This is a genomic window from Agromyces sp. CCNWLW203 (genome assembly GCF_036576125.1).
In the GTDB taxonomy this organism is placed as follows: Bacteria; Actinomycetota; Actinomycetes; order Actinomycetales; family Microbacteriaceae; genus Agromyces.
Genome location: NZ_JAZHYX010000002.1, coordinates 276,282 through 297,859, shown reverse-complemented (window position 1 = coordinate 297,859; position 21,578 = coordinate 276,282). Strand labels below are relative to the sequence as shown.

Here is a 21,578-nt window from a genome sequence, read left to right as displayed (position 1 = left end):
GGTCTGCGAAGCTGAGCGGATATCGGAATGGCAACGATTCGCGGTCGCGAACGACCCGAGCGGCCGCGAACGCCCGCCCGTGAGCGGCCCCGGCCGGGCGGCGGTCAGCCCGCGACGGCGGTGGCGTAGTCGGAGCCGAGCACGACCACGAGCTGGTTGCCGGTCGCCGCGAACTGGTCGGACACGCGCACCTCTGCCTCGGGCAGGAACTGCGCGACGCCGCGGGCGGCCCCCTCGAGTTCGGGCGTCGCGTAGTAGACGACCGTCTCGGTCAGCGTGTTCTCGCTCGCGTTGGCCGTCGATCCCACGGGCACCCCGTTGGCGGTCAGCGTCTCGGCTGCCTGCGCCGCGAGGCCGGCGGTCGACGTGCCGTTCAGCACGAGCACCGGGATGTCGGGAGCGATGACGGGCTCCGCGGTGACGACCGGGGTCGCACTCGGGGTCGGGACCGCCGTTTCGCCGAAGTTCAGCCGGTCGTTGAAGAGCATGACGCCGCCGATGCCGACGGCGACGAGCACGACGGTCGCGAGCGCCGCCCATCCGAACGCGATCCATCCGGCGCCGCGGCGCGCGGGTGCGCGGTGGGCACCGACACGGTCGATGCCGTGCGGGATCGAGTCGAAGCGATCGCGGGGGAACTTCTGCGCCATGGGTCCAGTCGTCTGTCGGGGGCCGCGCTCAGTCGAGCGCTCGGCCGATCGAGAGCGAACGACGCGTTCGCGCCGCTGCCCGGGCCGCACGCATCCGCTGCAGGCGTTTCACGAGCATCGGATCGTGCCTCAGCGCCGCGGGTGAATCGATGAGCTCGCCGAGGATCCGATAGTAGCGGGCGGCGGAGATGCCGAACTCGTCGCGGATCGCCTCCGCCTTCGCGCCGGGATGCTGCCAGGCACGGGCCTCGAACGCGAGCACCCGCTCGTCGCGCTCGTCGAGCGCCGAATCGACGGGGCGGTTCGGCAGGCGCTCGGCGCTCATCTCGTCCTCCCGTCGAGGCGAGCCGGATGCGCGCCTGCACAAATCCTAGACACAGTCGGCCGCGCGGGAGCCGAGTGCCGACGGCGTGTGCCCGCGGGAACACCGGTGCACGACCCCGCGTTGCACCTCGTGTCGGATCCCATCGGGAGACCTGCGACCATGGAGGAGCACCGACGCGAGCAGTGAGAGGACGCTTCATGGCGTACAACGTGGACAAGACCGACGACGAGTGGCGCGCCGAGCTCGGCGACGAGCAGTACGCCGTGCTCCGCGAGGCGGCGACCGAGCGCCCGTGGACGGGCGAACTCCTCGACGAGGAACGGGCCGGCATCTACTCGTGCGCCGCCTGCGGCGCCGAGCTGTTCAAGAGCGGCACGAAGTTCGACTCGGGCTGCGGCTGGCCGAGCTTCTACGAGTCGGTGCGGCCCGAGGCCGTGCAGCTCATCGAGGACTCGTCGCTCGGCATGGTGCGCACCGAGGTGCGCTGCGCGAATTGCGGATCGCACCTGGGCCACGTCTTCCCCGACGGCTTCGGCACCCCCACCGGCGACCGCTACTGCATGAACTCGATCGCCCTCGACTTCTCCGCCGAGTCCTGAGTGGCGTCGTCCGTCCGCGAGGCGATGCTCGCGCGGCGCTCGTCGCCGAAGGTCACGGATGTCGCACCCGACGACGCAGAGATCGTCGCCCTGCTCGAAGCGGCCGGCCGGGTGGCCGACCACGCTGCGCTCCGGCCGTGGCGCGTGATCGCGCTGCGCGGCGAGGCGCGCAACCGCCTCGGTGACGCGCTCGCCGCTGCCGCCGGCCTCGATGGCGAGCACGGCGCCCGTCTCGCGGCGAAGCCGCTGCGCGCCCCGCTGCTGCTCGCGATGGTCGCCACCACGACTCCGCATTTCAAGGTGCCGGCGTGGGAGCAGGAGGCCGTCGCCGCCGGCGTCGCCCATCAACTGACCCTGCTCCTCGACGATGCTGGATGGGGCGTGATGTGGCGCAGCGGCCCGCACACGCGGCATCCGCTCGCCGCGGAGCTGCATGGCCTGGCTGACGGTGAACGCCTGCTCGGCTGGTTGTACGTCGGCGGGCTGCCCGACGGCGCGCGAGGCGACCGCGGACCCGCCGTGGACGCCGCCTCGAGGTTCAGCTCGCTGCAGTGACCTCGGCCGGCGGCAGCGCGTGCTTGCGTCGCCCCCAGCGGATCGAGGCAACGCCCACGGCGATGAGCGCGAGCACCGTGCCGCCGATCGTGGCGATGCCCACCGGCCGATCGGCCGTCGGCAGCAGCAGGTCGAGGGCGAGCGCCGCGACGAGCTGACCGGCGACGCCGCAGAGGGCGAGCAGCAGCACCCCGAGCCGACGCACGAGCATCGCCTGGCCGGCGATGAAGATGCAGCCGAGCGCCCCGCCCGCGTAGAGCCACGGCTCGGTGGGCAGGGCCTCGGGCCAGCCGGCGGATGCCGCGTGCACGAGCATCACGATGACGAGCGCCGTGGTTCCGACCGTGAAGTTGAACAGCGTCGCGGTGTACGCGCTTGCCGCAACCGCCTTGACCCGGCCGTTCACGGCCTGCTGCCAGGCCGCACCGACGCCGGCGATGAACGGCAGCACCATGAGCACGATCGGGGCGTCGCCGGCGAGCTGCGCCGACACCGCCCAGCCGATCGCGGCGAGGGCGAGCACGGCGCCGACGACGCGCGTCGCGCTCAGTGGCCGTCGCCCGCCCGGGCCGAGCCCGACGAGGTCGAACACGATGCCGCCGACAGTCTGACCCGCGACGATCGCGATCGTGAAGAGGGCGACGCCGATGACGCCGGCCGAGAGGCCCTGCGTCGTCACGAACCACGCGCCCGCGAGCCCGCCGAGCACCATCCACCAGGGCAGGGTGCGGCCGCGCAGCTCGCCGACGACCTTCGCGAGCCCGGCGCGCCCCGGCTTCCACATGGGGAGCACGAGCAGGAGGATCACGAGCCCGCTGCCGAACGAGAATGCCGCTGCGACGAACGGGTCGTCGAGCGCCACCGCGAGCTGCCCGTTGACGCGCGACTGCAGCGCGGTGCCCGCGCCGAAGAGCAGTGCGAGCACGAGCGCGATCCACATCGGGATGCGCGAGTGCTCGACGTGGTGATGGTGGTGTGCCTCGGTACCCGCCGAGGGCGTCTGCTGTGCTGCGTGCTGAGTCAAGAGCCGGCTATGGGACTCGAACCCACAACCCCCGCTTTACAAGAGCGGTGCGCTACCAATTGCGCCAAGCCGGCGAGGGCGAAGCCTCTCCGACATCCTACCGATCGCCGATGCGCGAGTCGGCATGCAGACCTGAGCCGAACGCACGAAGGCCCGGCACACGGCCGGGCCTTCGAAGCGATCTCGCGTCTCGCGCTACTGCGCGGGAGTCGGCGTCGGGGTCGGCGACGGCGTCGAGGTCGACTCGGAGAACGTCTCGCCGGTGGCCTGCAGCACGAAGGACTGGAACTCGGCCGGGTCGGTCAGCGAACCCTCGTACTGCTTGCCGTTCACGAGCACCGTCGGGGTGCCCTTGATGGACTCGAGGTCGGAGTTCGGCACCGGCTCGGTCAGAGCGCGCGTCGTGGCATCCTGCACCCACTTCTTGAAGCTGGTGTCGTCGATGCACTTCTCGACCGTCGACAGCGAACTCACGCCGGCCTGCTTCGCGAGTTCTTTGATCTCGCCGTTGTTGAGGCCCACGGAGGTCTCTTCGGGCTGGTTCTCGAAGAGCAGCGCGTTGAAGTCGAAGAAGGACTCGGGCGAGGTGTTCGCGACGCACGCCGCGGCGTTCGCCGCACGCAGCGAGTACTGCGTGCCGGCCGACTTGTTCGTCAGCAGCGCGATGGGGTGCACCTCGAGCGTCGCGGCACCCGACTCGACCATCGTGCGGATGGAGTCGGAGTTGGTCGTCTCGAACTGGCCGCAGAAGGGGCACAGGTAGTCGATGTAGGTGACGATGTTCGCCACGGTGCCGCTGTCGTCGGGCACGGTCGGCGTCGGCTTCTCGCCGGCGGCCAGGGCCGGGGTCTCGGTCGGGGTGATCACGCCGTCGACGCCGGTCAGCAGGATGCCATCGCTCGCCATGTTGGCGGGGCCGGGGCCGTCGGGCTTGATGTTGTTGAAGATCAGGCCGCCGATGAGCGCCGCGACCGCCACCACGGCGACGATGACGCCGCCCTGGATGAGCCACTTGTTGCGTCGCTCGCGCTTCTTCTGCCCCTCGCGGAGCTCGCGCGCCTTCTCGCGCGCTGCTTCGCGCTGCTCGTTACGGGTGGGGCGTGGCTGATTCGATCCGCCGTTGCTCATCGATGGTCACTCCGGTCGCTGTGTGGGCGCGCATGTATGCATGCGGACGCACACACGATAGTAGGGAGAATGGCTGGGAAACACCCAAACGGATTCCGCGAGGTTCCCGGATCCGCGCTGTGCGCCCGTTCCCGGCGGGTACGGAGCACGCCGTCGCGCATGCGATACTGAGTGGGCGTCAGCGTCGACGCAGTCCATCACTACGGATCGTCCGGCACGTACCTGCCGGTGAAGGAGAAACACGAAAATGGCGTCAGTCACGTTCGACAAGGCAACCCGCCTCTACCCCGGCGGCACCCGTCCCGCCGTCGACCAGCTCGACCTCGAGGTCGCAGACGGCGAGTTCCTCGTCCTCGTCGGCCCCTCCGGTTGCGGCAAGTCCACCTCGCTCCGCATGCTCGCGGGCCTCGAAGAGGTCAACGAGGGCAACATCTTCATCGGCGACCGCAACGTCACCGACGTGCCGCCGAAGGACCGCGACATCGCGATGGTCTTCCAGAACTACGCGCTGTACCCGCACATGACCGTCGCCGAGAACATGGGCTTCGCGCTCAAGATCGCCGGCGTCGGCAAAGAGGAGCGCGCGGCTCGCGTGCTCGAGGCCGCCAAGCTCCTCGACCTCGAGCCCTACCTGGCCCGTAAGCCGAAGGCCCTCTCGGGCGGCCAGCGTCAGCGCGTCGCCATGGGCCGCGCCATCGTGCGCCAGCCCCAGGTCTTCCTCATGGACGAGCCGCTGTCGAACCTCGACGCGAAGCTCCGCGTGCAGACCCGTACCCAGATCGCGTCCCTCCAGCGCCGCCTCGGCGTCACGACCGTCTACGTCACGCACGACCAGACCGAGGCGCTCACCATGGGTGACCGCATCGCCGTGCTGAAGGACGGCCTGCTGCAGCAGGTCGGCACTCCGCGCGACCTCTACGAGAAGCCCAACAACGTGTTCGTGGCCGGCTTCATCGGCTCGCCCGCGATGAACCTCTTCCACGCCGACCTCGTCGACGACGGAGTGAAGTTCGGCACCGCGACCGTTCCGGTCGACCGCGAGACGCTCGCGCAGTCGAGCGGCAAGGTCGCCACCATCGGCGTGCGCCCCGAAGACATCACCGTCTCCCCCGTGCAGGGCGAGGGCCTCGCGGTCGAGGTCGACCTCGTCGAGGAGCTCGGCGCCGACGGCTACCTCTACGGCCACTCCATGGTCGAGGGCAAGCGCACCGACATCGTCGCCCGCGTCGACGGCCGCATGCACCCGAACGCCGGCGACAAGGTCTACCTGACCGCGACGCCGCACCACGTGCACCTGTTCGACATCGAGTCGGGCGACCGACTCGGCACCAAGGCCGTCGTCAGCTGACGCACCCCGTCGACCGGTGATGCCGGCCGGGCGCTTGCCCGGCCGGCATCGCTGTATCTCCGCGGCATCCGATCACGTGCCATCGACCACTTGCCATCGACCACTTGCCATCGACCACGACTACGCTGAGGCCTCAATGAGCGGTTCACTCTCCATCACGTCGGCAATGGCCGATCCGGCCCTCCTCGACCTTCCATGGGACCTCCCCCTCGAGGCCTGGCCGAGCGAGACGATCGCGGCCCTGCCGAAGGGCATCTCGCGCCACCTCGTGCGGTTCGCCCACCTCGGCGCGCACATCGTGGCGATCAAGGAGACGACGGCCGAGATGGCGAAGGGCGAGTACGAGATGCTGCGCACGCTGCAACGGCTCGACATCCCCTGCGTCGAGCCGGTGGCCGTCATCACCAATCGCACCGACGCCGAGGGCGATGAGCTGAAGCCCGTGCTCGTGACCCGGCACCTGCGATTTTCGCTCCCCTACCGGGCGCTGTTCTCCCAGACGCTGCGCCCCGACACCGCGACCCGCCTCGTCGATGCCCTCGCGGTGCTGCTCGTGCGCCTGCACATCGTCGGCTTCTTCTGGGGCGACGTCTCGCTCTCGAACACGCTCTTCCGCCGCGATGCCGGCGCGTTCGCCGCCTACCTCGTCGACGCGGAGACCGGCAAGCTCTACGAGGGCGGCCTCTCGAACGGGCAGCGCGAGAACGACCTCGAGATCGCCCGCGTGAACATCGCCGGCGAACTCCTCGACCTCGAGGCCGGCGGCAAGGTCGCCGACGAGCTCGACCCCGTCAACATCTCGAACGGCATCGTGGAGGCCTATCGCAGCCTCTGGCTCGAACTCACGGGATCCGAGTCGTTCTCGACCGCTGAGCGCTGGCGCATCAACGAGCGAGTCAACCGGCTGAACGAGCTCGGCTTCGACATCGAAGAGCTCGCGATCAAGACCGATGAATCCGGCACCACGGTGCGCATCCAGCCGAAGGTCGTCGACGCCGGCCACCACCAGCGCCGACTCCTGCGACTGACCGGTCTCGACGCCGGCGAGAACCAGGCGCGGCGCCTGCTCAACGACCTCGACTCGTACCGGGCCGCCTACGGCAAGACCGAGCTCGACGAGGAGATGGTCGCGCACGAGTGGCTCATGCGCGTGTTCGAACCCGTCGTCCGGGCGATCCCGCTGGAGCTTCGCGGCAAGCTCGAACCGGCCGAGGTCTTCCACCAGTTGCTCGACCACCGCTGGTTCCTGGCGCAGCAGGTGGGGCACGACATCCCGCTGGCCGAGGCCGTCAGCTCCTACATCAACACCGTGCTGCGGCACCGGCGCGACGAGGCGACCGTGATCGGCCCGCCGACCGGCGCGTTCACGGCGCCGATCGAGACGATCCCGTCGACCGACACGGCGGCGTTCGCCGCCCTCGACCCCGACGACGACGGCGACTGGCGCGCGAACGTCTGATCGCGGCATCCGACAGCGCCCGGTGCGGGCCGCCGACTCAGTCGGCGGCGCGCAGCTTCGAGATCTCGTAGAGCGTGACGGATGCGGCGATGCCGGCGTTGAGCGACTCGGTCGACGCCGAGATCGGGATCGAGACGATCGCGTCGCACGTCTCGGCGACGAGCCGCGAGAGCCCCTTGCCCTCGCTGCCGACGACGATCACGATCGGGCGGTCGGCCCAGCTGAGGCCGGGAAGCGACACGTCGCCGTCGCCGTCGAGGCCGAGCACGAAGACGCCGCGCTCCTTCAGCGCCTTGAGGGTCTGCGTGAGGTTCGGCGCCATCGCGACGGGCACGCGGGCCGCGGCGCCGGCCGAGGTCTTCCACGCGGCCGCGTTCACGCCGACCGAGCGACGCTGCGGCACGATGACGCCCTGCCCGCCGAACGCGCCGGTCGATCGCAGGATCGCGCCGAGGTTGCGCGGGTCGGTGATGCCGTCGAGCGCCACGAAGAGCGGCGTCTCGTCGCGGGCGAGCACCTCGTCGAGCAGCTCGATGGGGTGCGCGTACTCGTAGGGCGGCACCTTGAGCGCGATGCCCTGGTGCACGCCGCCCTCGCCGGCGAGACGGTCGAGTTCTGGGCGCATGACCTCGAGCATCGGGATGCCGCGGTTCGTGGCGACCTTCATCGCCTCGCGCACGCGGTCGTCCATCTCGACGCGCGCGGCGACGTAGAGGGTCGTCGCGGGGATGCGGGCCCGGAGCGCCTCCACGACCGAGTTGCGGCCGGTCACGATCTCGGACTCGTCGCCCGACTTCGCGCGGCGTGCCGCACCGGACGCACCGCGCGGGGCACCTGGGCGCTGGCCCGAGCCCTGTCCGGCGACGCGCTTGCCGCCGCCGGTCGCCGCGTAGCGCTCCTGCGCCGCCTTCTTCTTGCCGGCTGGGTGCCAGGCACGGTCTTCGGCCTTCGGCGTGGGCCCCTTGCCCTCGAGGGCCTGACGGCCCTGGCCGCCCGAGCCGACCTGCTTGTTCTTCGCCTTCCGCACGGCTCCGGCGCGCGACTTGCCGCTGCTGCCCTTCATAGTCCCAAGCTCCAATGCGTTCCGGTCGAACTGTCTTCGATGGTGATGCCCGCGGCCGTGAGTTCGGCGCGGATACGGTCTGCGGCAGCGTAGTCCCTCGACTCGCGCGCAGCCTGTCGGTCTTCGATGAGGCGCGTGACGAGTGCGTCGAGCGCGGATGCTGCGGGGCCCGAGTCGGCCGTCGCCCAGTGCGGGTCGCGGGGGTCGATGCCGAGCACCTCGACCATGGCCGAGACCTGCCCGTGCGCCACGGCGGCATCGTGCAGCTCTTCGGCGTCGAGCGCCTGGTTGCCTGCGCGCACGGTGTCGTGCAGCACGGCGAGGGCCTGCGGCACGCCGAGGTCGTCGTCCATCGCCGCCGCGAACGCGTCGGGGATCACCGGGGCGCCCACTCCCGCGAACCGGGTGCCGGCGAGGCGCCGCTCGACCCGTGAGAGGAATCCGCGGATCCTCTCGACGGCCGCCTCGGCCTCGGCGAGCGAGCCGGGCGCGTAGTCGAGCGTCGACCGGTAGTGGGCCGCCCCGAGGAGATAGCGCACCGCGAGCGGCGAGGCGAGGGCGAACAGCTCGGCGGCGTACACGGAGTTGCCGAGCGACTTCGACATCTTCTGCCCGCCGATGTTCACGAGGCCGTTGTGCACCCAGTACCGCGCGAAGGCGTCGCCGGCGGCCGCGGACTGGGCGAGTTCGTTCTCGTGGTGGGGGAAGCGCAGGTCGAGGCCGCCGCCGTGGATGTCGAACTCGGAACCGAGGTAGCGGGTGACCATCGCCGAGCACTCGATGTGCCAGCCCGGTCGACCGTCGCCCCACGGCGACTTCCACGACGCCGACTCGGGCTCGTCGGACTTGCGGCCCTTCCAGAGCGCGAAGTCGCGGGGGTCGCGCTTGCCGCGCGGATCGGCGTCGGCCGCCGCCTCCATCTTGTCGCGCTGCTGCCGGGTGAGCTCGCCGTACGCCGGCCAGCTCGCGGTGTCGAAGTACACGTCGCCCGAGGCATCCGGTGCGGCGTAGGCGTGACCGCGCTCGATGAGTCGGGCGATGAGCTCGACCATCTGCTGCACGCTCGCCGTCGCCCGCGGCTCGTAGGTCGGCGCGAGGATGCCGAGCGAGGCATACGCCGCGGTGAACTCGAGCTCGACACGGTAGGCCAACGCCCACCACGGCTCGTCGGTGCCGTTCTCGGTCGCCGCGTTCAAGATCTTGTCGTCGATGTCGGTGACGTTGCGCACGAACACGACGTCGTTGCCGCTCGCGGCCAGCCACCGGCGCATGATGTCGTAGACGAGGGCACTGCGCAGGTGCCCGATGTGGGGGCTCGACTGCACGGTCGGACCGCAGACGTACATGCCCACGCGCCCATCGCGCAGGGGCGCGAAGTCGCGCAGGGCCTGGGCCTTCGAGTCGTAGAGTCGCACGGTCACCCGCCAAGCCTACCGGCCGGGCGTGTCAGCACCTGTGCGGTCGCTCAGCGGAGCGGATGCAGCATGGCGGTCGCGATCGCGGCGACGCCCTCGCCGCGTCCGGTGAAGCCGAGCCCGTCGCTCGTGGTCGCCGCGACGCTCACCGGCGCGCCCAGCACCCCCGACAGCAGGGCCTCGGCCTCGGCGCGGCGCGGTGCGAGCTTCGGACGATTGCCGACGAGCTGCACCGAGACGTTGCCGACGCGCCATCCGGCGGCCTCGACGAGTCGGCGGGTCTCGGCGAGGAACACCTCGCCGTGCGCTCCGGCGAAGCGCGCATCGGCCGTGCCGAACACCTGGCCGACGTCGCCGAGCCCCGCGGCGGCGAGCAGTGCGTCGCAGATCGCGTGCGCAGCGGCGTCGCCGTCGGAGTGCCCCGAGAGGCCTCGTTCGCCCGGCCACTCGAGGCCTGCGAGCCACAGCGGCGTCGAGGCGTCGTCGGCGAAGGCGTGCACGTCGGTGCCGGTGCCGACGCGCGGTGCGGTGGGGGCGGATGTCGCGGAGCCGGCCGCCTCGGCGACGAGCTGCTCCGCGCGATGCAGGTCGGCGGGCACGGTGATCTTGAACGCGCGAACGTCGCCCGGCACCGCATCGACGATGAGACCGGCGGATGCCACGAGCGCCGCGTCATCGGTGAAGTCACCGCGGGCCGTGGCGTAGGCGTGGTCGAGCGAGCTGCGCGGGAAGCCCTGCGGCGTCTGCACCGCACGGAGCGTTGAACGGTCGACGGTCTCGAGCACGCGGCCGTCGTCGGAGACGCGCTTGACGGTGTCGACGACGTCGAGGGCCGGCACGATGCCGCGGCGCCGCGCGCGGACGGCGGCGGCGACCTCGTCGAACAGCAGCGCCGGCGCGAGCGCGCGGGCGGCGTCGTGCACGAGCACGGTGTCGACGTCGGCCGGCAGCACGGCGAGGCCTGCGGCGACGGACTCCTGTCGCGACGCGCCGCCGGCGACGACGCCGAGCTCTGCGCCGGATGCAGCGGCGATGGGCGCGAACCCCGCCCGCGCCGACTCGACGCGCTCCTCGGGCACCACGAGCACGAGGTGCGGGGTCTCGCGCATGCCGAGCACGGAATCGACGGCGACCGAGAGCACCGTTCCGGCGCCGAGCGGGACGAACGCCTTGGGCTCGGTGTGCCCGAGCCGGGTGCCACTGCCCGCGGCGACGATGATGACGGCGATCGCTGAACTCACGGTTCGAGCGTACTCGGGCTGCATCGGCGCCGTCCGGCTCCGGGTCCCGGAAAAGACGAACGGCGGGTGCATGGGCACCCGCCGTTCGTGAAGACTCCCGCTAGGAGGCGAGGACCTCGTCGAGCACGGTCGAAGCCGCCTCTTCGTCGGTCTTCTCTGCGAGCGCGAGCTCGGAGATGAGAATCTGACGAGCCTTGGCGAGCATTCGCTTCTCGCCTGCAGAGAGCCCGCGGTCCTGATCGCGGCGCCACAGGTCGCGCACGACCTCTGAGACCTTGATCACGTCACCCGATGCGAGCTTCTCGAGGTTCGCCTTGTAGCGACGCGACCAGTTGGTCGGTTCCTCGGTGAAGGGGGCGCGCAGCACCTCGAAGACCTTGTCGAGGCCCTCTTTGCCGATGACGTCGCGAACGCCGACCAGGTCGACGTTCTCAGCAGGCACCTCGATGACGAGGTCTCCCTGCGTGACGTTCAGCTTGAGGTAGAGCTTCTCTTCACCCTTGATGATGCGTTTCTTGACCTCGGTGATCGTTGCGGCACCGTGGTGGGGGTAAACGACGGTTTCGCCAACCTCAAAAAGCATGAATAGATGTCCTTTCGGCAACTATCAGGATATCACATTCGGGATCATGCTAAGGTTCCGCCCCCTCTCAGGGCTGCCGCTGCTCGTACGATATGCTCGGTGCGATCCCTTCGCGCCCGGGCCTCCGCCCGTGCGCACCACGCACTTGGAGGTTCTGTGAAGGCGCGTCTCGCGGCATCCGCTGCTCTGGCCCTCGGCATCGCGCTCGGCGCGAGCGGCTGCTCGATGGTCACCTACCAGGCGACGACCGAGCACTACGACGCCAGCGACGGCGTCTCGGTCGATGTCGGCCACCTCGACCTCCGCAACGTGCTCGTCGTCTCCGACGACGGCGTCGACGGCACGCTCATCATGACGGTCGTCAACAACGGCACCGAAGACGTCTCGCTCGACGTGCAGTTCGGCGAGGGCGGCAGCGAGCCGCAGACCATCGAGGTCGAGGCCGGCTCCGAGGTCGCCTTCGGCGTCGACGCAGCCGAGGGAACCGACGAGGTCGAGCCCATCGTGCTCGAGGGCATCGACACCCTGCCCGGCGCGTTCCTGCCGATGTTCTTCGAGTACTCGGGCGCCGAGGGCGTCGAAAAGCTCATCCCGGTGCTCGACGGCCGGCTCCCCGAATACGAGAACCTGGTTCCGTAACGACGGTCGACCCACGCAGAACGGGCGGGATGCTTCGGCATCTCGCCCGTTTCTCATGTCGCGAGGCGAGGCATCCGGCGCTCGAAGCGTCCGGCGCCGCGCCGGTCAGGCCTCGAAGCGGTACCCGAGGCCGCGCACGGTCACGAGCTGCACCGGTTCGGAGGGCTGCTGCTCGATCTTCGACCGGATGCGCTTGATGTGCACGTCGAGGGTCTTCGTGTCGCCGAAGTAGTCGGAGCCCCACACCCGGTCGATGAGCTGACCTCGGGTGAGCACGCGGCCGGGATTGCGCATGAGGAGCTCGAGCAGTTCGAATTCCTTCAGGGGCATGGGCACGGGCTCGCCGTCGACCTCGACCGTGTGCCGGTCGACGTCCATGCGCACGCGGCCGCCCTCGATCACCGCCTCGTCGAAGTCCTCGATCTCGATGCGCCGGCGCAGCACCGCCCTGATGCGCGCGAGCAGCTCGCGCGTCGAGTACGGCTTCGTGACGTAATCGTCGGCCCCGAGCTCGAGTCCCACGACGATGTCGATCTCGGAGTCCTTCGCCGTGAGCATGATGATCGGCACCGTCGACCGGCTGCGGATCTCGCGGCACACCTCGGTGCCGGGCAGCCCCGGCAGCATGAGGTCGAGGAGCACGAGGTCGGCGCCCGACCGGTCGAAGGCCTCGACGGCCGACGGGCCGTCGGCCGCGACCTCCACCTCGTAGCCCTCGCGTTCGAGCAGGAAGCTCAGGGGGTCGCTCAGCGCGATCTCGTCTTCGACGAGCAGGATGCGGGTCACGTACGGTCTCCTCGTTCAGTGGAATCGGTCTCGCGACCGTCGTCGGAACCGGGCTCGATGGCGGCCTCGGCACGTGGCAGGCGGATCATGAAGGTCGAACCGCGACCGGGCTGCGACCACACCCGCACGTCGCCGCCGTGGTTCTGCACGGTGTGCTTGACGATGCTGAGGCCGAGGCCCGAGCCGCCGGTGTTGCGCGAACGCGCCTGGTCGACGCGGTAGAACCGTTCGAACACGCGCTCGAGCTCGTCGGCGTCGATGCCGATGCCCTGGTCGGTGACGGCGATCTCGACGACGTCGCCGTCGACCTTCGCGCCCACGCCCACCCGGCCGCCGGGGTTCGAGTACGCGATCGCGTTGGCGATGAGGTTGTGCACCGCGACGATGAGCAGCGCCTTGTCGCCGTAGACCTCGGCCTTCGTCGAGGCGCGCACGGCGACCTCGACCTGCTTGCCGCCCGCGACGACGCGGTTCTGGTCGACCGCGGCGGCGATGACCTGGTCGACGCGCACGAGCCGGTCGGGCCGGAGGGCGTCGCGGGCCTGCAGCCGGGAGAGTTCGATCACCTCGCTCGTGATGTGCGCGAGACGGGTGGCCTCGACCGAGAGCCGGCCGGCGAAGCGGCGCACCTGCTCGGGCTCGTCGGCGGCCTGGTCGAGCGCCTCGGCGAGCAGACTGACCGACGCGATCGGCGTCTTCAGCTCGTGGCTGATGTTGGCGACGAAGTCGCGACGCACCTCGTCGAGGCGGTGCGCCTCGGTGCGGTCCTCGGCGAGCAGCAGCACGAATCGCGTGCCGAGCCGGGCGACCCGCACGTGCAGTCGCAGGGTCGAGTCGCCGAAGGGGCCGCGAGCGAGCGTCACCTCGTCGACGAGCGGCTCACCGCCGCGCCGAACGGATGCCGCGAGCTCGAGCAGTTCGGGATGCACGAGCGACTGCTGCCGCACGAGGCCCATGGCGAGGGCGCCGGGCGAGGCGCGGAGCACGTTGTTCGACGGGTCGAGCACGACGCCCGCGGACTCGAGCACGTCGAGCACCTGGTCGACCCCGTCGGGGATCGTCGGCGCGACGACCTTCGCCGCGCTCGAGCCGCGGCGCTCGGCCATGTGCAGCACGATCATGAAGGCGGCGCCGAGGAAGATGCCGAAGGCCAGCGCGGTGAGCACCGACCAGGTGGAGTCCATGGCACCAGACTAGCCAGCGGTTCGGCGCCGATTCACCGTTGGCCGCCTGTGCGGCGGTACGTTAACGACTATTCAGAATCCCGGCACCTGTTGTTCATCTTGCGCCGGGAGGATGTCCCGAGGCCGGAATGCCCGGGCGCGTCCGCGCCCGGCACGGGCCAGAACAGACAAGGATCCGAAGACATGCGTGAGGTGTTCCAGCAGGAACTGCGCGAGGTGCAGGAAGGGCTCGTCGGGCTCGCCGGCCTCGTCGCCGATTCGATCGACAAGGCGACGCGGGCCTTCAACGAGTCAGACGTGAGCCTGGCCGAAGAGGTCATCGCCGACGACGACCACATCGACCAGGAGACGGTCGCGCTCGACGAGCTCGCGATCACGATCCTCGCTCGGCAGCAGCCCGTCGCGCGAGACCTGCGCATCGTCGTGAGCGCGTTGCGCATCAGCGCCTCGCTCGAGCGCATGGGCGACATGTCGACCCACATCGCCCAGCTCGCCCGTTACCGCTTCCCCGACAAGGTGGTGCCGAAGTCGCTGCGGCCCACGTTCGCCGAGATGGGCCGGCTCGACGTCGAGATCGCGCGCCGGCTCGTGGAGCTGCTGCGCACCGAAGACGTGCACCTCGCCGAGGAGATCCGCAACGAGGACGACAAGATCGACGCCCTGCACCTGCAGGTGTTCGACAAGGTGCTCGGCGAGACGTGGAAGGGCGAGGCCGTCGACACGGTCGATGCGACGCTCGCCAGCCGCTACCACGAGCGGTTCGCCGACCATGCGGTCTCGATCGCGAAGAAGGTGCAATACCTCGCCACCGGCGACTGGGACCCCGAGAAGTCGGCCCTCTAGCAGCGGGAACGCGAGAAGGCCCGGCGGATGCGACATCCGCCGGGCCTTCGTCGTTCGTGGAAGTGGGGGGCTACTTCTTGCCCTGCGCCGCCACTGCGGCCGCACCGGCGGCCGCAGCCTCGGGGTCGAGGTACTCGCCGGGGCCGAGCGGCATGAAGTCGTCGCCGAGACGGTAGACGAGCGGGATGCCGGTGGGGATGTTGAGCTCGGCGATCTCGTCGTCGCTGATGCCGTCGAGGTGCTTCACGAGGGCGCGCAGCGAGTTGCCGTGCGCGGTCACGAGCACCGTCTTGCCGGCCGCGAGGTCGGGCACGATGCCCTCCTGCCAATACGGCAGCATGCGCGCGATGACGTCTTTCAGGCACTCGGTGCGGGGCAGCTCGGCATCGTCGAGGTTCGCGTACCGCGGGTCGCCGACCTGCGAGTACTCGGCGTCGTCGGCCAGCACGGGCGGCGGCACGTCGAAGGAACGGCGCCAGAGCTGGAACTGCTCGGGGCCGTACTTCTCGAGCGTCTCGGCCTTGTCGAGGCCCTGCAGGGCGCCGTAGTGACGCTCGTTGAGGCGCCACGAGCGACGCACGTCGATCCACGCGCGGTCGGCGACGTCGAGGGCGATGTTCGCCGTCTGGATCGCACGGGTGAGCACCGAGGTGTGCAGCACGTCGGGAAGAAGGTTCGACTCGACGAGCAGCTCGCCGGCTCGCGCCGCCTCGGCGGTGCCGAGCTCGCTGAGCCGCACGTCGACCCAACCGGTGAACAGGTTCTTCTGGTTCCATTCGCTGTTGCCGTGGCGAAGCAGCACGAGGGTGTGTGGCATGCGAACAGCCTACCGGCGCGGCATCCGCTGCCCTGAATATTTCTGCGCTGGTCTGCGCAGGATTTTATTGTCGAGAGCACAGGATTTAATGGGGGCCGCCTCAACTTTTGCTTGACGCTCGCCAGAAGTCCCCCTAGGTTCAGGGGCGGACGTGCAACGCCGCTCGACCGCGCGAGCGCAGGTCCAGCCATTCGGAACCAATGGAGGTCTCTCAATGCTCACCCAGCTCCGCACGGACGCGAAACGGCTGGTCGCCGTCTTACTCGCGTCTGTCCTCACCGTCGGGGTGGTGGTCGGGGTCGCATCCCCGGCACAGGCTCACGACGGAACGCAGATCCTGATCTTCACGAAGACGACGCAGTACCGTCACACGGACGCGATCGACAAGGGCACCCCCCTCATCACCGCGGCGCTCGAGGCTGAGGGCATGGAGGTGACGCACACCGAGGATTCCACGATCTTCAACACCACCGATCTTCCGCACTTCGATGCGATCATCATGTTCCAGGCATCGGGCGACCCGTGGAACGCCGACCAGAAGGCGGCGCTCGAAAGCTACCAGCAGGGCGGCGGCGGCATCGTGGCCATCCACAACGCCACCGACATGCGCGGCAACTACGCCTGGTGGGACGAGCTGGTCGGCTCGCTCATGCCGGGCCACGCCGCAACGGGATCGGACCCCGGCCAGCCTGGCACCGTGCGGATCGAGGACGACACGCACCCCTCGACCGAGCACTTCGAAGAGACCCGCTGGGACCGCGGCGACGAGTGGTACAACTTCTCGAACAACGTTCGCGGCACCGCGCACGTGCTCGCCTCGATGGACGAGACGAGCTACGACGCCGGCGGCAACGCCATGGGCTACGACCACCCGATCTCGTGGTGCAAGCCCTATGACGGCGGTCGCACCTGGACCACGGCCATGGGCCACTACGGATCGCACTACGCGGAGCCGAAGTTCATGCAGCACATCGTCGGCGGCGTGAAGTACGCGGCGGGCGTCGAAGAGGGCGACTGCGGCGGTACCGTCTGGGACAGCTTCGAGAAGGTCTCGCTCGACCAGAACACGTCGGCGCCGTTCGCGATGGACATCGCCGAAGACGGTCGCGTCTTCTACACCGAGCTCGTCCGCGGCCAGATCCGCGTGTGGGACCCGGCGACGAACGCCGTGACCACGGCCCTCGAACTCGACGTCTACTCCGGCGGCGAAGACGGCCTCCTCGGCATCGCGCTCGACAACGACTTCACCGAGAACGGGCGACTCTACGTCTACCGCTCCCCCGATGCAGCCGACAACTCTAACCCGTCGAGCTTCCTGAGCCGCATCTCGCGGTTCACGATGGTCAACGGCGTCATCGACCCCGCTTCGGAAGAGCTCATCATCGAGGTGCCGGCACGTCGCCTGCCCGATGAGCCCGGGCACACCGGTGGCGGTCTCGACTTCGACGCAGCGGGCAACCTCTACCTCGGCGTCGGCGACGACGTGAACCCCCACTCGGAGCCGTCGGGCGGCTACGCGCCCCTGTCGGCCCGTCCCGGCACGTTCCACGACGCTCGCGAGACGTCGGCGAACACCAACGACCTGCGTGGCAAGCTGCTCCGCATCACGCCGAACCCCGACGGTCCCGGCTACACCATCCCCGAGGGCAACCTCTTCCCCGAGGCGAACGACACGGCCGGCAAGACGCTGCCCGAGATCTACGCCATGGGCTTCCGCAACCCCTTCCGCTTCTCGATCGACCAGACGACGGGCGCCATCAGCCTCGCCGACTATTCGCCCGACAACGGCACCGACGCACCCACGACGCGTGGACCCGCCGGCATCGCTGAGTGGAACTACATCACGAGCCCCGGCAACTACGGCTGGCCGCTCTGCATGGGAAACAACGAGCCGTTCCGCAACGTCGACTACACGACGAGCCCGGTCACGGTCGGCGACTTCTTCGACTGCGCCGCACCGATCAACGACTCGCCCCGCAACACCGGCCTGACCGAACTGCCGGCCGCGCGAGCAGCCGACATGTGGTACGGCTACAAGCGTTCGTCGGTCCCGGGGATCATCCCCCAGGGCGGCGGCCTCGCCCCCATGGGCGGACCGGTCTACAACTTCGACGCCGCACTCGATTCGGACACGAAGTTCCCGGCCTCGTACGACGGCAAGCCGTTCTTCTACGAGTGGGCTCGCAACAAGATGTACTCGATCCAGCTGGCCGACGGCGCGACCGGCGGCGGCAACGCCGTCGAGAAGGTCAACGCCTTCCTGCCGCAGGAGCAGTTCCTCGCTCCGATCGACTCGCGGTTCGGCCCCGACGGGTCGCTCTACGTGCTCGACTGGGGCGGCGGATTCGGTCGCGACAACCCCAACTCCGGGCTGCACCGCATCGACTACATCTCGGGTTCGCGTTCGCCGATCGCCAAGGCCACGAGTGACGTCGACTCCGGTCCGGCGCCGCTCACGGTGACGTTCGACGGCACCTCCTCGTCGGACCCCGAGAACGCGGAACTCGCGTTCGCCTGGGACTTCGACGGCGACGGCACCGACGACGCCTCCACCGCCACGGCGACGCACACCTACGAGGCCGAGGGCGTCTTCGACGCGCGACTGACCGTCACCGACCCCGACGGCAAGACCGCGACGACGACGGTTCCGATCACCGTGGGCAACACTCGCCCGGACGTCTCGTTCAGCCTTCCGCCGAACGGCTCGTTCTTCGACTTCGGAGACGACCTCTCGTGGGACGTCGCAGTGACCGACCCCGAAGACGGCACCGTGAACGGTGACGACGTCATCATCCAGCCGGCACTCGGACACGATGAGCACGCGCACCCCACGACCCCGCTGAGCGGGTTCACGGGCACGACGGAGACGACGCTCGGCGGCCACGCGGCCGACGAGAACATCTTCTTCGCCCTCGACGCCCGCTACACGGACGGCGGCGGCGAAGCCGGTGCCAACCCGTTGACGGGTTCGGAGACGACGCTCGTCTTCCCGAAGCGGAAGCAGGCGGAGTTCTTCGACAGTGCGAACGCCATGACGACGGCCCCCAGCCGCGATGTCGAAGGCATCGAGAGCGACCGGGTGATCGTCGGCGACGACGGTGCGTGGGCGCGCTTCGACCCGGTGAACTTCTACCGGGTCGACGAGCTCGCACTCCGTGTCTCGGCAGTGTCGGCCGGCGCAAGCATCGAGCTCCGCAACGGCGCCGCCGACGGTGAGCTCCTCGCCACGGCCGCCGTGCCCGCGACGGGATCGATGCGATTCACCGACGTGCGCGTCGACGTGAGCGCGTTCCCCGCCGAGACGATGGATCTCTACGTCGTCATCCGAGGCGGCGAGGTCAAGCTCAACTTCCTCGAGGCGATCGGTCAGGGCGCTTCGCCCGAAGCCTCGCCGACGGTCGCCATCACGGCGCCCGCGCAGGATGTCGAGCTCGAGCCCGGTCAGGACGTCACCGTCGAGGCCGATGCAGCGGGCGACGTGGCGCAGGTCGAGTTCTTCGTCGATGGAACCTCCATCGGCGTCGATGACGCCGCTCCGTACACTGCAACGTGGGCTGCACCGGAGGAGGGCCTTTACAAGCTCACCGCCGTCGCGACCAACACGGCCGGCAAGTCCACCACGTCTCGCGTGGTGCAGGCGCAGGTCGGCGAGCTCTTCGGGGACCTCGTCCCGTTCACGAACGCCGACGGCACCTTCGAGCGGATCGGCGATGGCCGCTTCCGCATCACCGGCGCCGGCGACGACACCTGGCAGGGCATCGACGAGTACTCGACGCTGTACGCACCCGCCGGCGGCGATGAGGACTGGGAGGCGGTGGTCAAGGTCGACGCGCAGCAGAACACCAACGGCGCTGCCAAGGCCGGTCTCATCGTGCGCAACGACATCACGCAGCCGGGCACCTCGCCGGGCTACGCGATGGTCGGCATCCGTCCGAGCGGTGGCATCGAGTTCCTCGCCGATCCCGACGGGAACGGTCAGCTCAACACCTCGGTTCAGGGCGGCACGACGAGCTACCCCGTCTGGGTGAAGCTGAAGCGTGCGGGCGCCGACTACACGGCGTACTTCTCGAAGAACGGCACCGCCTGGACCCAGGTCGGAGGCGTGGTCAACCTGACCGGTGCCGCCGCCACGCAGGACGTGGGCATGTTCACGGTCTCGCACGCCACGGGTGCCGGCACGGTCGACTTCGCGGACTTCGCGATCGACACCGACGTCGAGGGCCCGCAGCCCACCGAACCGCTCGAGCCGCTGATGTGTGCAGCCGCCCCGCTCTCCGATGAGTTCGACGCACCGGCGCTCTCGCCGTTCTGGTCGATCCGTGAAGACAGCGCCAAGCCGATCACGCAGAGCGGCGGGACGCTCAACCTCCCGGTCACCAACGGCGACATCAACGAGGCCTCGACCGGCCCCGTGAGCTTCGCCGGCAAGCCGCTGCCCGCCGGCGCGTGGGAGGCGACGACGAAGATCACGCTGCCGCACAACTCGCACTGGCAGTGGGCCGGGCTCGTGGTGCACCAGAGCGATGACGAGTACAACAAGCTCGCCTTCGTTCGGAACCAGAGCGGTGGACGCTTCATCGAGTTCCAGAGCGAGACGGCTGGTGCCCGCACCACGCCGGCCGCTCCCGCCCTGCCCGCCGGGTTCCCGACGACGATCCAGCTGAAGCTCACAAGCAACGGCAGCGTGCTGACGGGTTCCTACTCGGCAGACGGTCTGACGTGGAGCGCCCTCGCCGGACAGCTGCAGCTCAAGCAGAACGCGAAGATCGGCGTCATGGCCGCCGGCGACCTCGGGACGACGCCGGTCACGGCGAAGGTGGACTGGTTCCACTTCAGCCCCGAGCCCGCGGCCGGAGAGCCCGTCGCACCCAGCGACGAGTTCGACGGCGCCGCGATCGACGGGTGCCGCTGGTCGGAGAGCGTTCGGTACGACTCCAACCACGCCGAGGTCGCAGACGGTCACCTGAAGGTCACGACGCAGCCGGGCGACATCAACGGGAACAACCCGCTGTCGCCGCGCAACTTCATCCTCACCGAGGCGCCCGAGGGCGACTGGGTGGCCACGACGAAGTTCAAGGCTCCGCTGCAGCACCGCTACCAGCTGGCCGGACTCATGATGTGGGCCGACGACGACAACTACGTCAAGGCCGACATCGTCGCCTACAACGCACCGGGCAGCGCGCTCGATCTGCGGGCGGAGATGGCTGCTGAGGCGAACGGCGCGGGCTACGGCAGCCGCAACGTCAACATCGCCGACTCCACCGAGAGCGGGTACTGGTACGTCCGGGTCACGAAGACCGGCAACGTGTACACCTCGGAGGTGAGCGACGGCGGTGTCAACTGGACGCCGCTCGGCGACACGGGGATCACCTTCGACACGCCGCTCCGCGGACTGGGTCTGATGGCGATCGGCCCGCAGCAGGAGACGCCCGTGGTGGTGGAGTTCGACTACTTCCACCTCGAGACGGAGGCCCCGGAGCCGACGCTCGACGTGACCGTGGTCGCGAACACGCGGTGCATCGCCGGCAAGGCGCTCGTATCGGTGAAGGTGACGAACAACGAGGAGGTGCCCGTGGCGTTGACCTTCGAGTCGGCCTACGGCACCAAGTCGTTCGCCGCCATCGCTCCCGGCAAGAACGCCGTGCACTCGTTCACGACCCGTTCCGTCGAAGTGCCCGCGGGAACGGTCGCCGTCACGGCGACCGCGACCATCGATGGTGCGCCCGTGACGTTCTCGGTCGACGCCGAGTACGCCGCCGCGAGCTGCAACTGATCACCCGGGTCGGGGGGGCGGGGGGTCGACGGGGCCCCCCCCCCCCCCCCCCCCCCCCGCCCCGCCGGGGGGGGGGGGGGGGGGGGGGGGCCCCCCGGGGGGGGGGGGGGGCTGGGGGCGCGGCGGCCACCCCCCCCCCCCCCCCC

18 protein-coding genes and 1 tRNA gene are annotated in these 21,578 nt (G+C 69.7%); 7 read left to right on the top strand and 12 right to left on the bottom strand.

Features of this window, described 5'->3' with window-relative positions; translation table 11 throughout:
• Positions 1-104: 104 nt before the first annotated feature.
• Together VPH61_RS07025 and VPH61_RS07020 are read right to left on the bottom strand one after the other, a co-directional pair.
• The gene (locus VPH61_RS07025; protein ID WP_332062789.1) at positions 105-650 is read right to left on the bottom strand and encodes a LytR C-terminal domain-containing protein; all 546 of its coding nucleotides are present in this window, start codon (positions 648-650) and stop codon (positions 105-107) included.
• Between the two features lie 28 nt (positions 651-678).
• On the bottom strand, positions 679-975 hold the full coding sequence (locus tag VPH61_RS07020) for a DUF3263 domain-containing protein (RefSeq protein ID WP_332062788.1): 297 nt from the start codon (positions 973-975) through the stop codon (positions 679-681).
• Between the two features lie 197 nt (positions 976-1,172).
• On the opposite strand from VPH61_RS07020, the gene msrB reads away from it, so the two are divergent.
• Positions 1,173-1,574 (top strand): peptide-methionine (R)-S-oxide reductase MsrB, encoded by a 402-nt coding sequence (gene msrB / locus VPH61_RS07015; protein ID WP_332062787.1) that lies wholly within the window; start codon positions 1,173-1,175, stop codon positions 1,572-1,574.
• Complete coding sequence (locus VPH61_RS07010) at positions 1,575-2,129, top strand: nitroreductase family protein (RefSeq protein WP_332062786.1); 555 nt, start codon at positions 1,575-1,577, stop codon at positions 2,127-2,129.
• Here VPH61_RS07010 and VPH61_RS07005 read toward each other — a convergent pair.
• The 3 genes from VPH61_RS07005 to VPH61_RS06995 all read right to left on the bottom strand — a co-directional run bounded on the left by VPH61_RS07005 (position 2,113) and on the right by VPH61_RS06995 (position 4,281).
• A complete protein-coding gene (locus VPH61_RS07005; RefSeq protein WP_332062785.1) occupies positions 2,113-3,153 on the bottom strand; it encodes a DMT family transporter in 1,041 nt (346 codons plus the stop codon). The two genes, VPH61_RS07010 and VPH61_RS07005, sit on opposite strands and share 17 nt — an antisense overlap.
• Before the next feature lies 1 nt (position 3,154).
• Positions 3,155-3,227: transfer RNA gene (locus VPH61_RS07000), tRNA-Thr, on the bottom strand.
• A 121-nt stretch (positions 3,228-3,348) separates the two neighbouring features.
• Complete coding sequence (locus VPH61_RS06995; RefSeq protein ID WP_332062784.1) at positions 3,349-4,281, bottom strand: DsbA family protein; 933 nt, start codon at positions 4,279-4,281, stop codon at positions 3,349-3,351.
• A gap of 247 nt (positions 4,282-4,528) precedes the next feature.
• On the opposite strand from VPH61_RS06995, the gene VPH61_RS06990 reads away from it, so the two are divergent.
• The gene (locus VPH61_RS06990; RefSeq protein WP_056013056.1) at positions 4,529-5,629 is read left to right on the top strand and encodes an ABC transporter ATP-binding protein; all 1,101 of its coding nucleotides are present in this window, start codon (positions 4,529-4,531) and stop codon (positions 5,627-5,629) included.
• A gap of 136 nt (positions 5,630-5,765) precedes the next feature.
• On the top strand, positions 5,766-7,088 hold the full coding sequence (locus VPH61_RS06985) for a DUF4032 domain-containing protein (protein WP_332062783.1): 1,323 nt from the start codon (positions 5,766-5,768) through the stop codon (positions 7,086-7,088).
• A gap of 37 nt (positions 7,089-7,125) precedes the next feature.
• Here the strand turns inward: VPH61_RS06985 and rlmB are convergent, their stop codons facing one another.
• The 4 genes from rlmB to VPH61_RS06965 all read right to left on the bottom strand — a co-directional run bounded on the left by rlmB (position 7,126) and on the right by VPH61_RS06965 (position 11,390).
• Positions 7,126-8,151 carry a 23S rRNA (guanosine(2251)-2'-O)-methyltransferase RlmB gene (gene rlmB, locus VPH61_RS06980; protein ID WP_332062782.1) on the bottom strand — a complete coding sequence of 342 codons (1,026 nt, stop codon included), beginning with the start codon at positions 8,149-8,151 and terminating at the stop codon, positions 7,126-7,128.
• Complete coding sequence (gene cysS, locus VPH61_RS06975; RefSeq protein ID WP_332062781.1) at positions 8,148-9,572, bottom strand: cysteine--tRNA ligase; 1,425 nt, start codon at positions 9,570-9,572, stop codon at positions 8,148-8,150. Before cysS ends, rlmB begins: the two co-directional genes overlap by 4 nt.
• A gap of 44 nt (positions 9,573-9,616) precedes the next feature.
• Positions 9,617-10,807 carry a 2-C-methyl-D-erythritol 4-phosphate cytidylyltransferase gene (ispD, locus tag VPH61_RS06970; protein ID WP_332062780.1) on the bottom strand — a complete coding sequence of 397 codons (1,191 nt, stop codon included), beginning with the start codon at positions 10,805-10,807 and terminating at the stop codon, positions 9,617-9,619.
• A gap of 100 nt (positions 10,808-10,907) precedes the next feature.
• The gene (locus tag VPH61_RS06965; RefSeq protein ID WP_022889889.1) at positions 10,908-11,390 is read right to left on the bottom strand and encodes a CarD family transcriptional regulator; all 483 of its coding nucleotides are present in this window, start codon (positions 11,388-11,390) and stop codon (positions 10,908-10,910) included.
• Between the two features lie 156 nt (positions 11,391-11,546).
• Between VPH61_RS06965 and VPH61_RS06960 the strand changes: the two genes are divergently transcribed.
• Entirely contained in the window at positions 11,547-12,029 is a 483-nt protein-coding gene (locus VPH61_RS06960) for a hypothetical protein (protein ID WP_332062779.1), read from the top strand.
• A gap of 105 nt (positions 12,030-12,134) precedes the next feature.
• On the opposite strand, the gene VPH61_RS06955 is transcribed toward VPH61_RS06960, so the two are convergent.
• Both VPH61_RS06955 and VPH61_RS06950 read right to left on the bottom strand, forming a co-directional pair.
• On the bottom strand, positions 12,135-12,815 hold the full coding sequence (locus VPH61_RS06955) for a response regulator transcription factor (RefSeq protein WP_056010451.1): 681 nt from the start codon (positions 12,813-12,815) through the stop codon (positions 12,135-12,137).
• A complete protein-coding gene (locus VPH61_RS06950) occupies positions 12,812-13,999 on the bottom strand; it encodes a sensor histidine kinase (RefSeq protein WP_332062778.1) in 1,188 nt (395 codons plus the stop codon). Before VPH61_RS06950 ends, VPH61_RS06955 begins: the two co-directional genes overlap by 4 nt.
• Before the next feature lie 183 nt (positions 14,000-14,182).
• Between VPH61_RS06950 and phoU the strand changes: the two genes are divergently transcribed.
• A complete protein-coding gene (gene phoU / locus VPH61_RS06945; RefSeq protein WP_332062777.1) occupies positions 14,183-14,842 on the top strand; it encodes a phosphate signaling complex protein PhoU in 660 nt (219 codons plus the stop codon).
• Positions 14,843-14,912: 70 nt separating this feature from the next.
• On the opposite strand, the gene VPH61_RS06940 is transcribed toward phoU, so the two are convergent.
• Positions 14,913-15,659 carry a phosphoglyceromutase gene (locus tag VPH61_RS06940; protein ID WP_332062776.1) on the bottom strand — a complete coding sequence of 249 codons (747 nt, stop codon included), beginning with the start codon at positions 15,657-15,659 and terminating at the stop codon, positions 14,913-14,915.
• A 214-nt stretch (positions 15,660-15,873) separates the two neighbouring features.
• Between VPH61_RS06940 and VPH61_RS06935 the strand changes: the two genes are divergently transcribed.
• Positions 15,874-21,432 carry a ThuA domain-containing protein gene (locus tag VPH61_RS06935; protein ID WP_332062775.1) on the top strand — a complete coding sequence of 1,853 codons (5,559 nt, stop codon included), beginning with the start codon at positions 15,874-15,876 and terminating at the stop codon, positions 21,430-21,432.
• Positions 21,433-21,578 lie beyond the last annotated feature (146 nt).

What these genes read in the sequence shown, in the direction of transcription:
- VPH61_RS07025 (WP_332062789.1), bottom strand. Translation starts at nt 650, where the DNA reads ATGGCGCAGAAGTTCCCCCGCGATCGCTTCGACTCGATCCCGCACGGC.
- VPH61_RS07020 (WP_332062788.1), bottom strand. Translation starts at nt 975, where the DNA reads ATGAGCGCCGAGCGCCTGCCGAACCGCCCCGTCGATTCGGCGCTCGAC.
- msrB (WP_332062787.1), top strand. Translation starts at nt 1,173, where the DNA reads ATGGCGTACAACGTGGACAAGACCGACGACGAGTGGCGCGCCGAGCTC.
- VPH61_RS06995 (WP_332062784.1), bottom strand. Translation starts at nt 4,281, where the DNA reads ATGAGCAACGGCGGATCGAATCAGCCACGCCCCACCCGTAACGAGCAG.
- VPH61_RS06990 (WP_056013056.1), top strand. Translation starts at nt 4,529, where the DNA reads ATGGCGTCAGTCACGTTCGACAAGGCAACCCGCCTCTACCCCGGCGGC.
- VPH61_RS06985 (WP_332062783.1), top strand. Translation starts at nt 5,766, where the DNA reads ATGAGCGGTTCACTCTCCATCACGTCGGCAATGGCCGATCCGGCCCTC.
- rlmB (WP_332062782.1), bottom strand. Translation starts at nt 8,151, where the DNA reads ATGAAGGGCAGCAGCGGCAAGTCGCGCGCCGGAGCCGTGCGGAAGGCG.
- VPH61_RS06965 (WP_022889889.1), bottom strand. Translation starts at nt 11,390, where the DNA reads ATGCTTTTTGAGGTTGGCGAAACCGTCGTTTACCCCCACCACGGTGCC.
- VPH61_RS06950 (WP_332062778.1), bottom strand. Translation starts at nt 13,999, where the DNA reads ATGGACTCCACCTGGTCGGTGCTCACCGCGCTGGCCTTCGGCATCTTC.
- phoU (WP_332062777.1), top strand. Translation starts at nt 14,183, where the DNA reads ATGCGTGAGGTGTTCCAGCAGGAACTGCGCGAGGTGCAGGAAGGGCTC.
- VPH61_RS06940 (WP_332062776.1), bottom strand. Translation starts at nt 15,659, where the DNA reads ATGCCACACACCCTCGTGCTGCTTCGCCACGGCAACAGCGAATGGAAC.
- VPH61_RS06935 (WP_332062775.1), top strand. Translation starts at nt 15,874, where the DNA reads ATGCTCACCCAGCTCCGCACGGACGCGAAACGGCTGGTCGCCGTCTTA.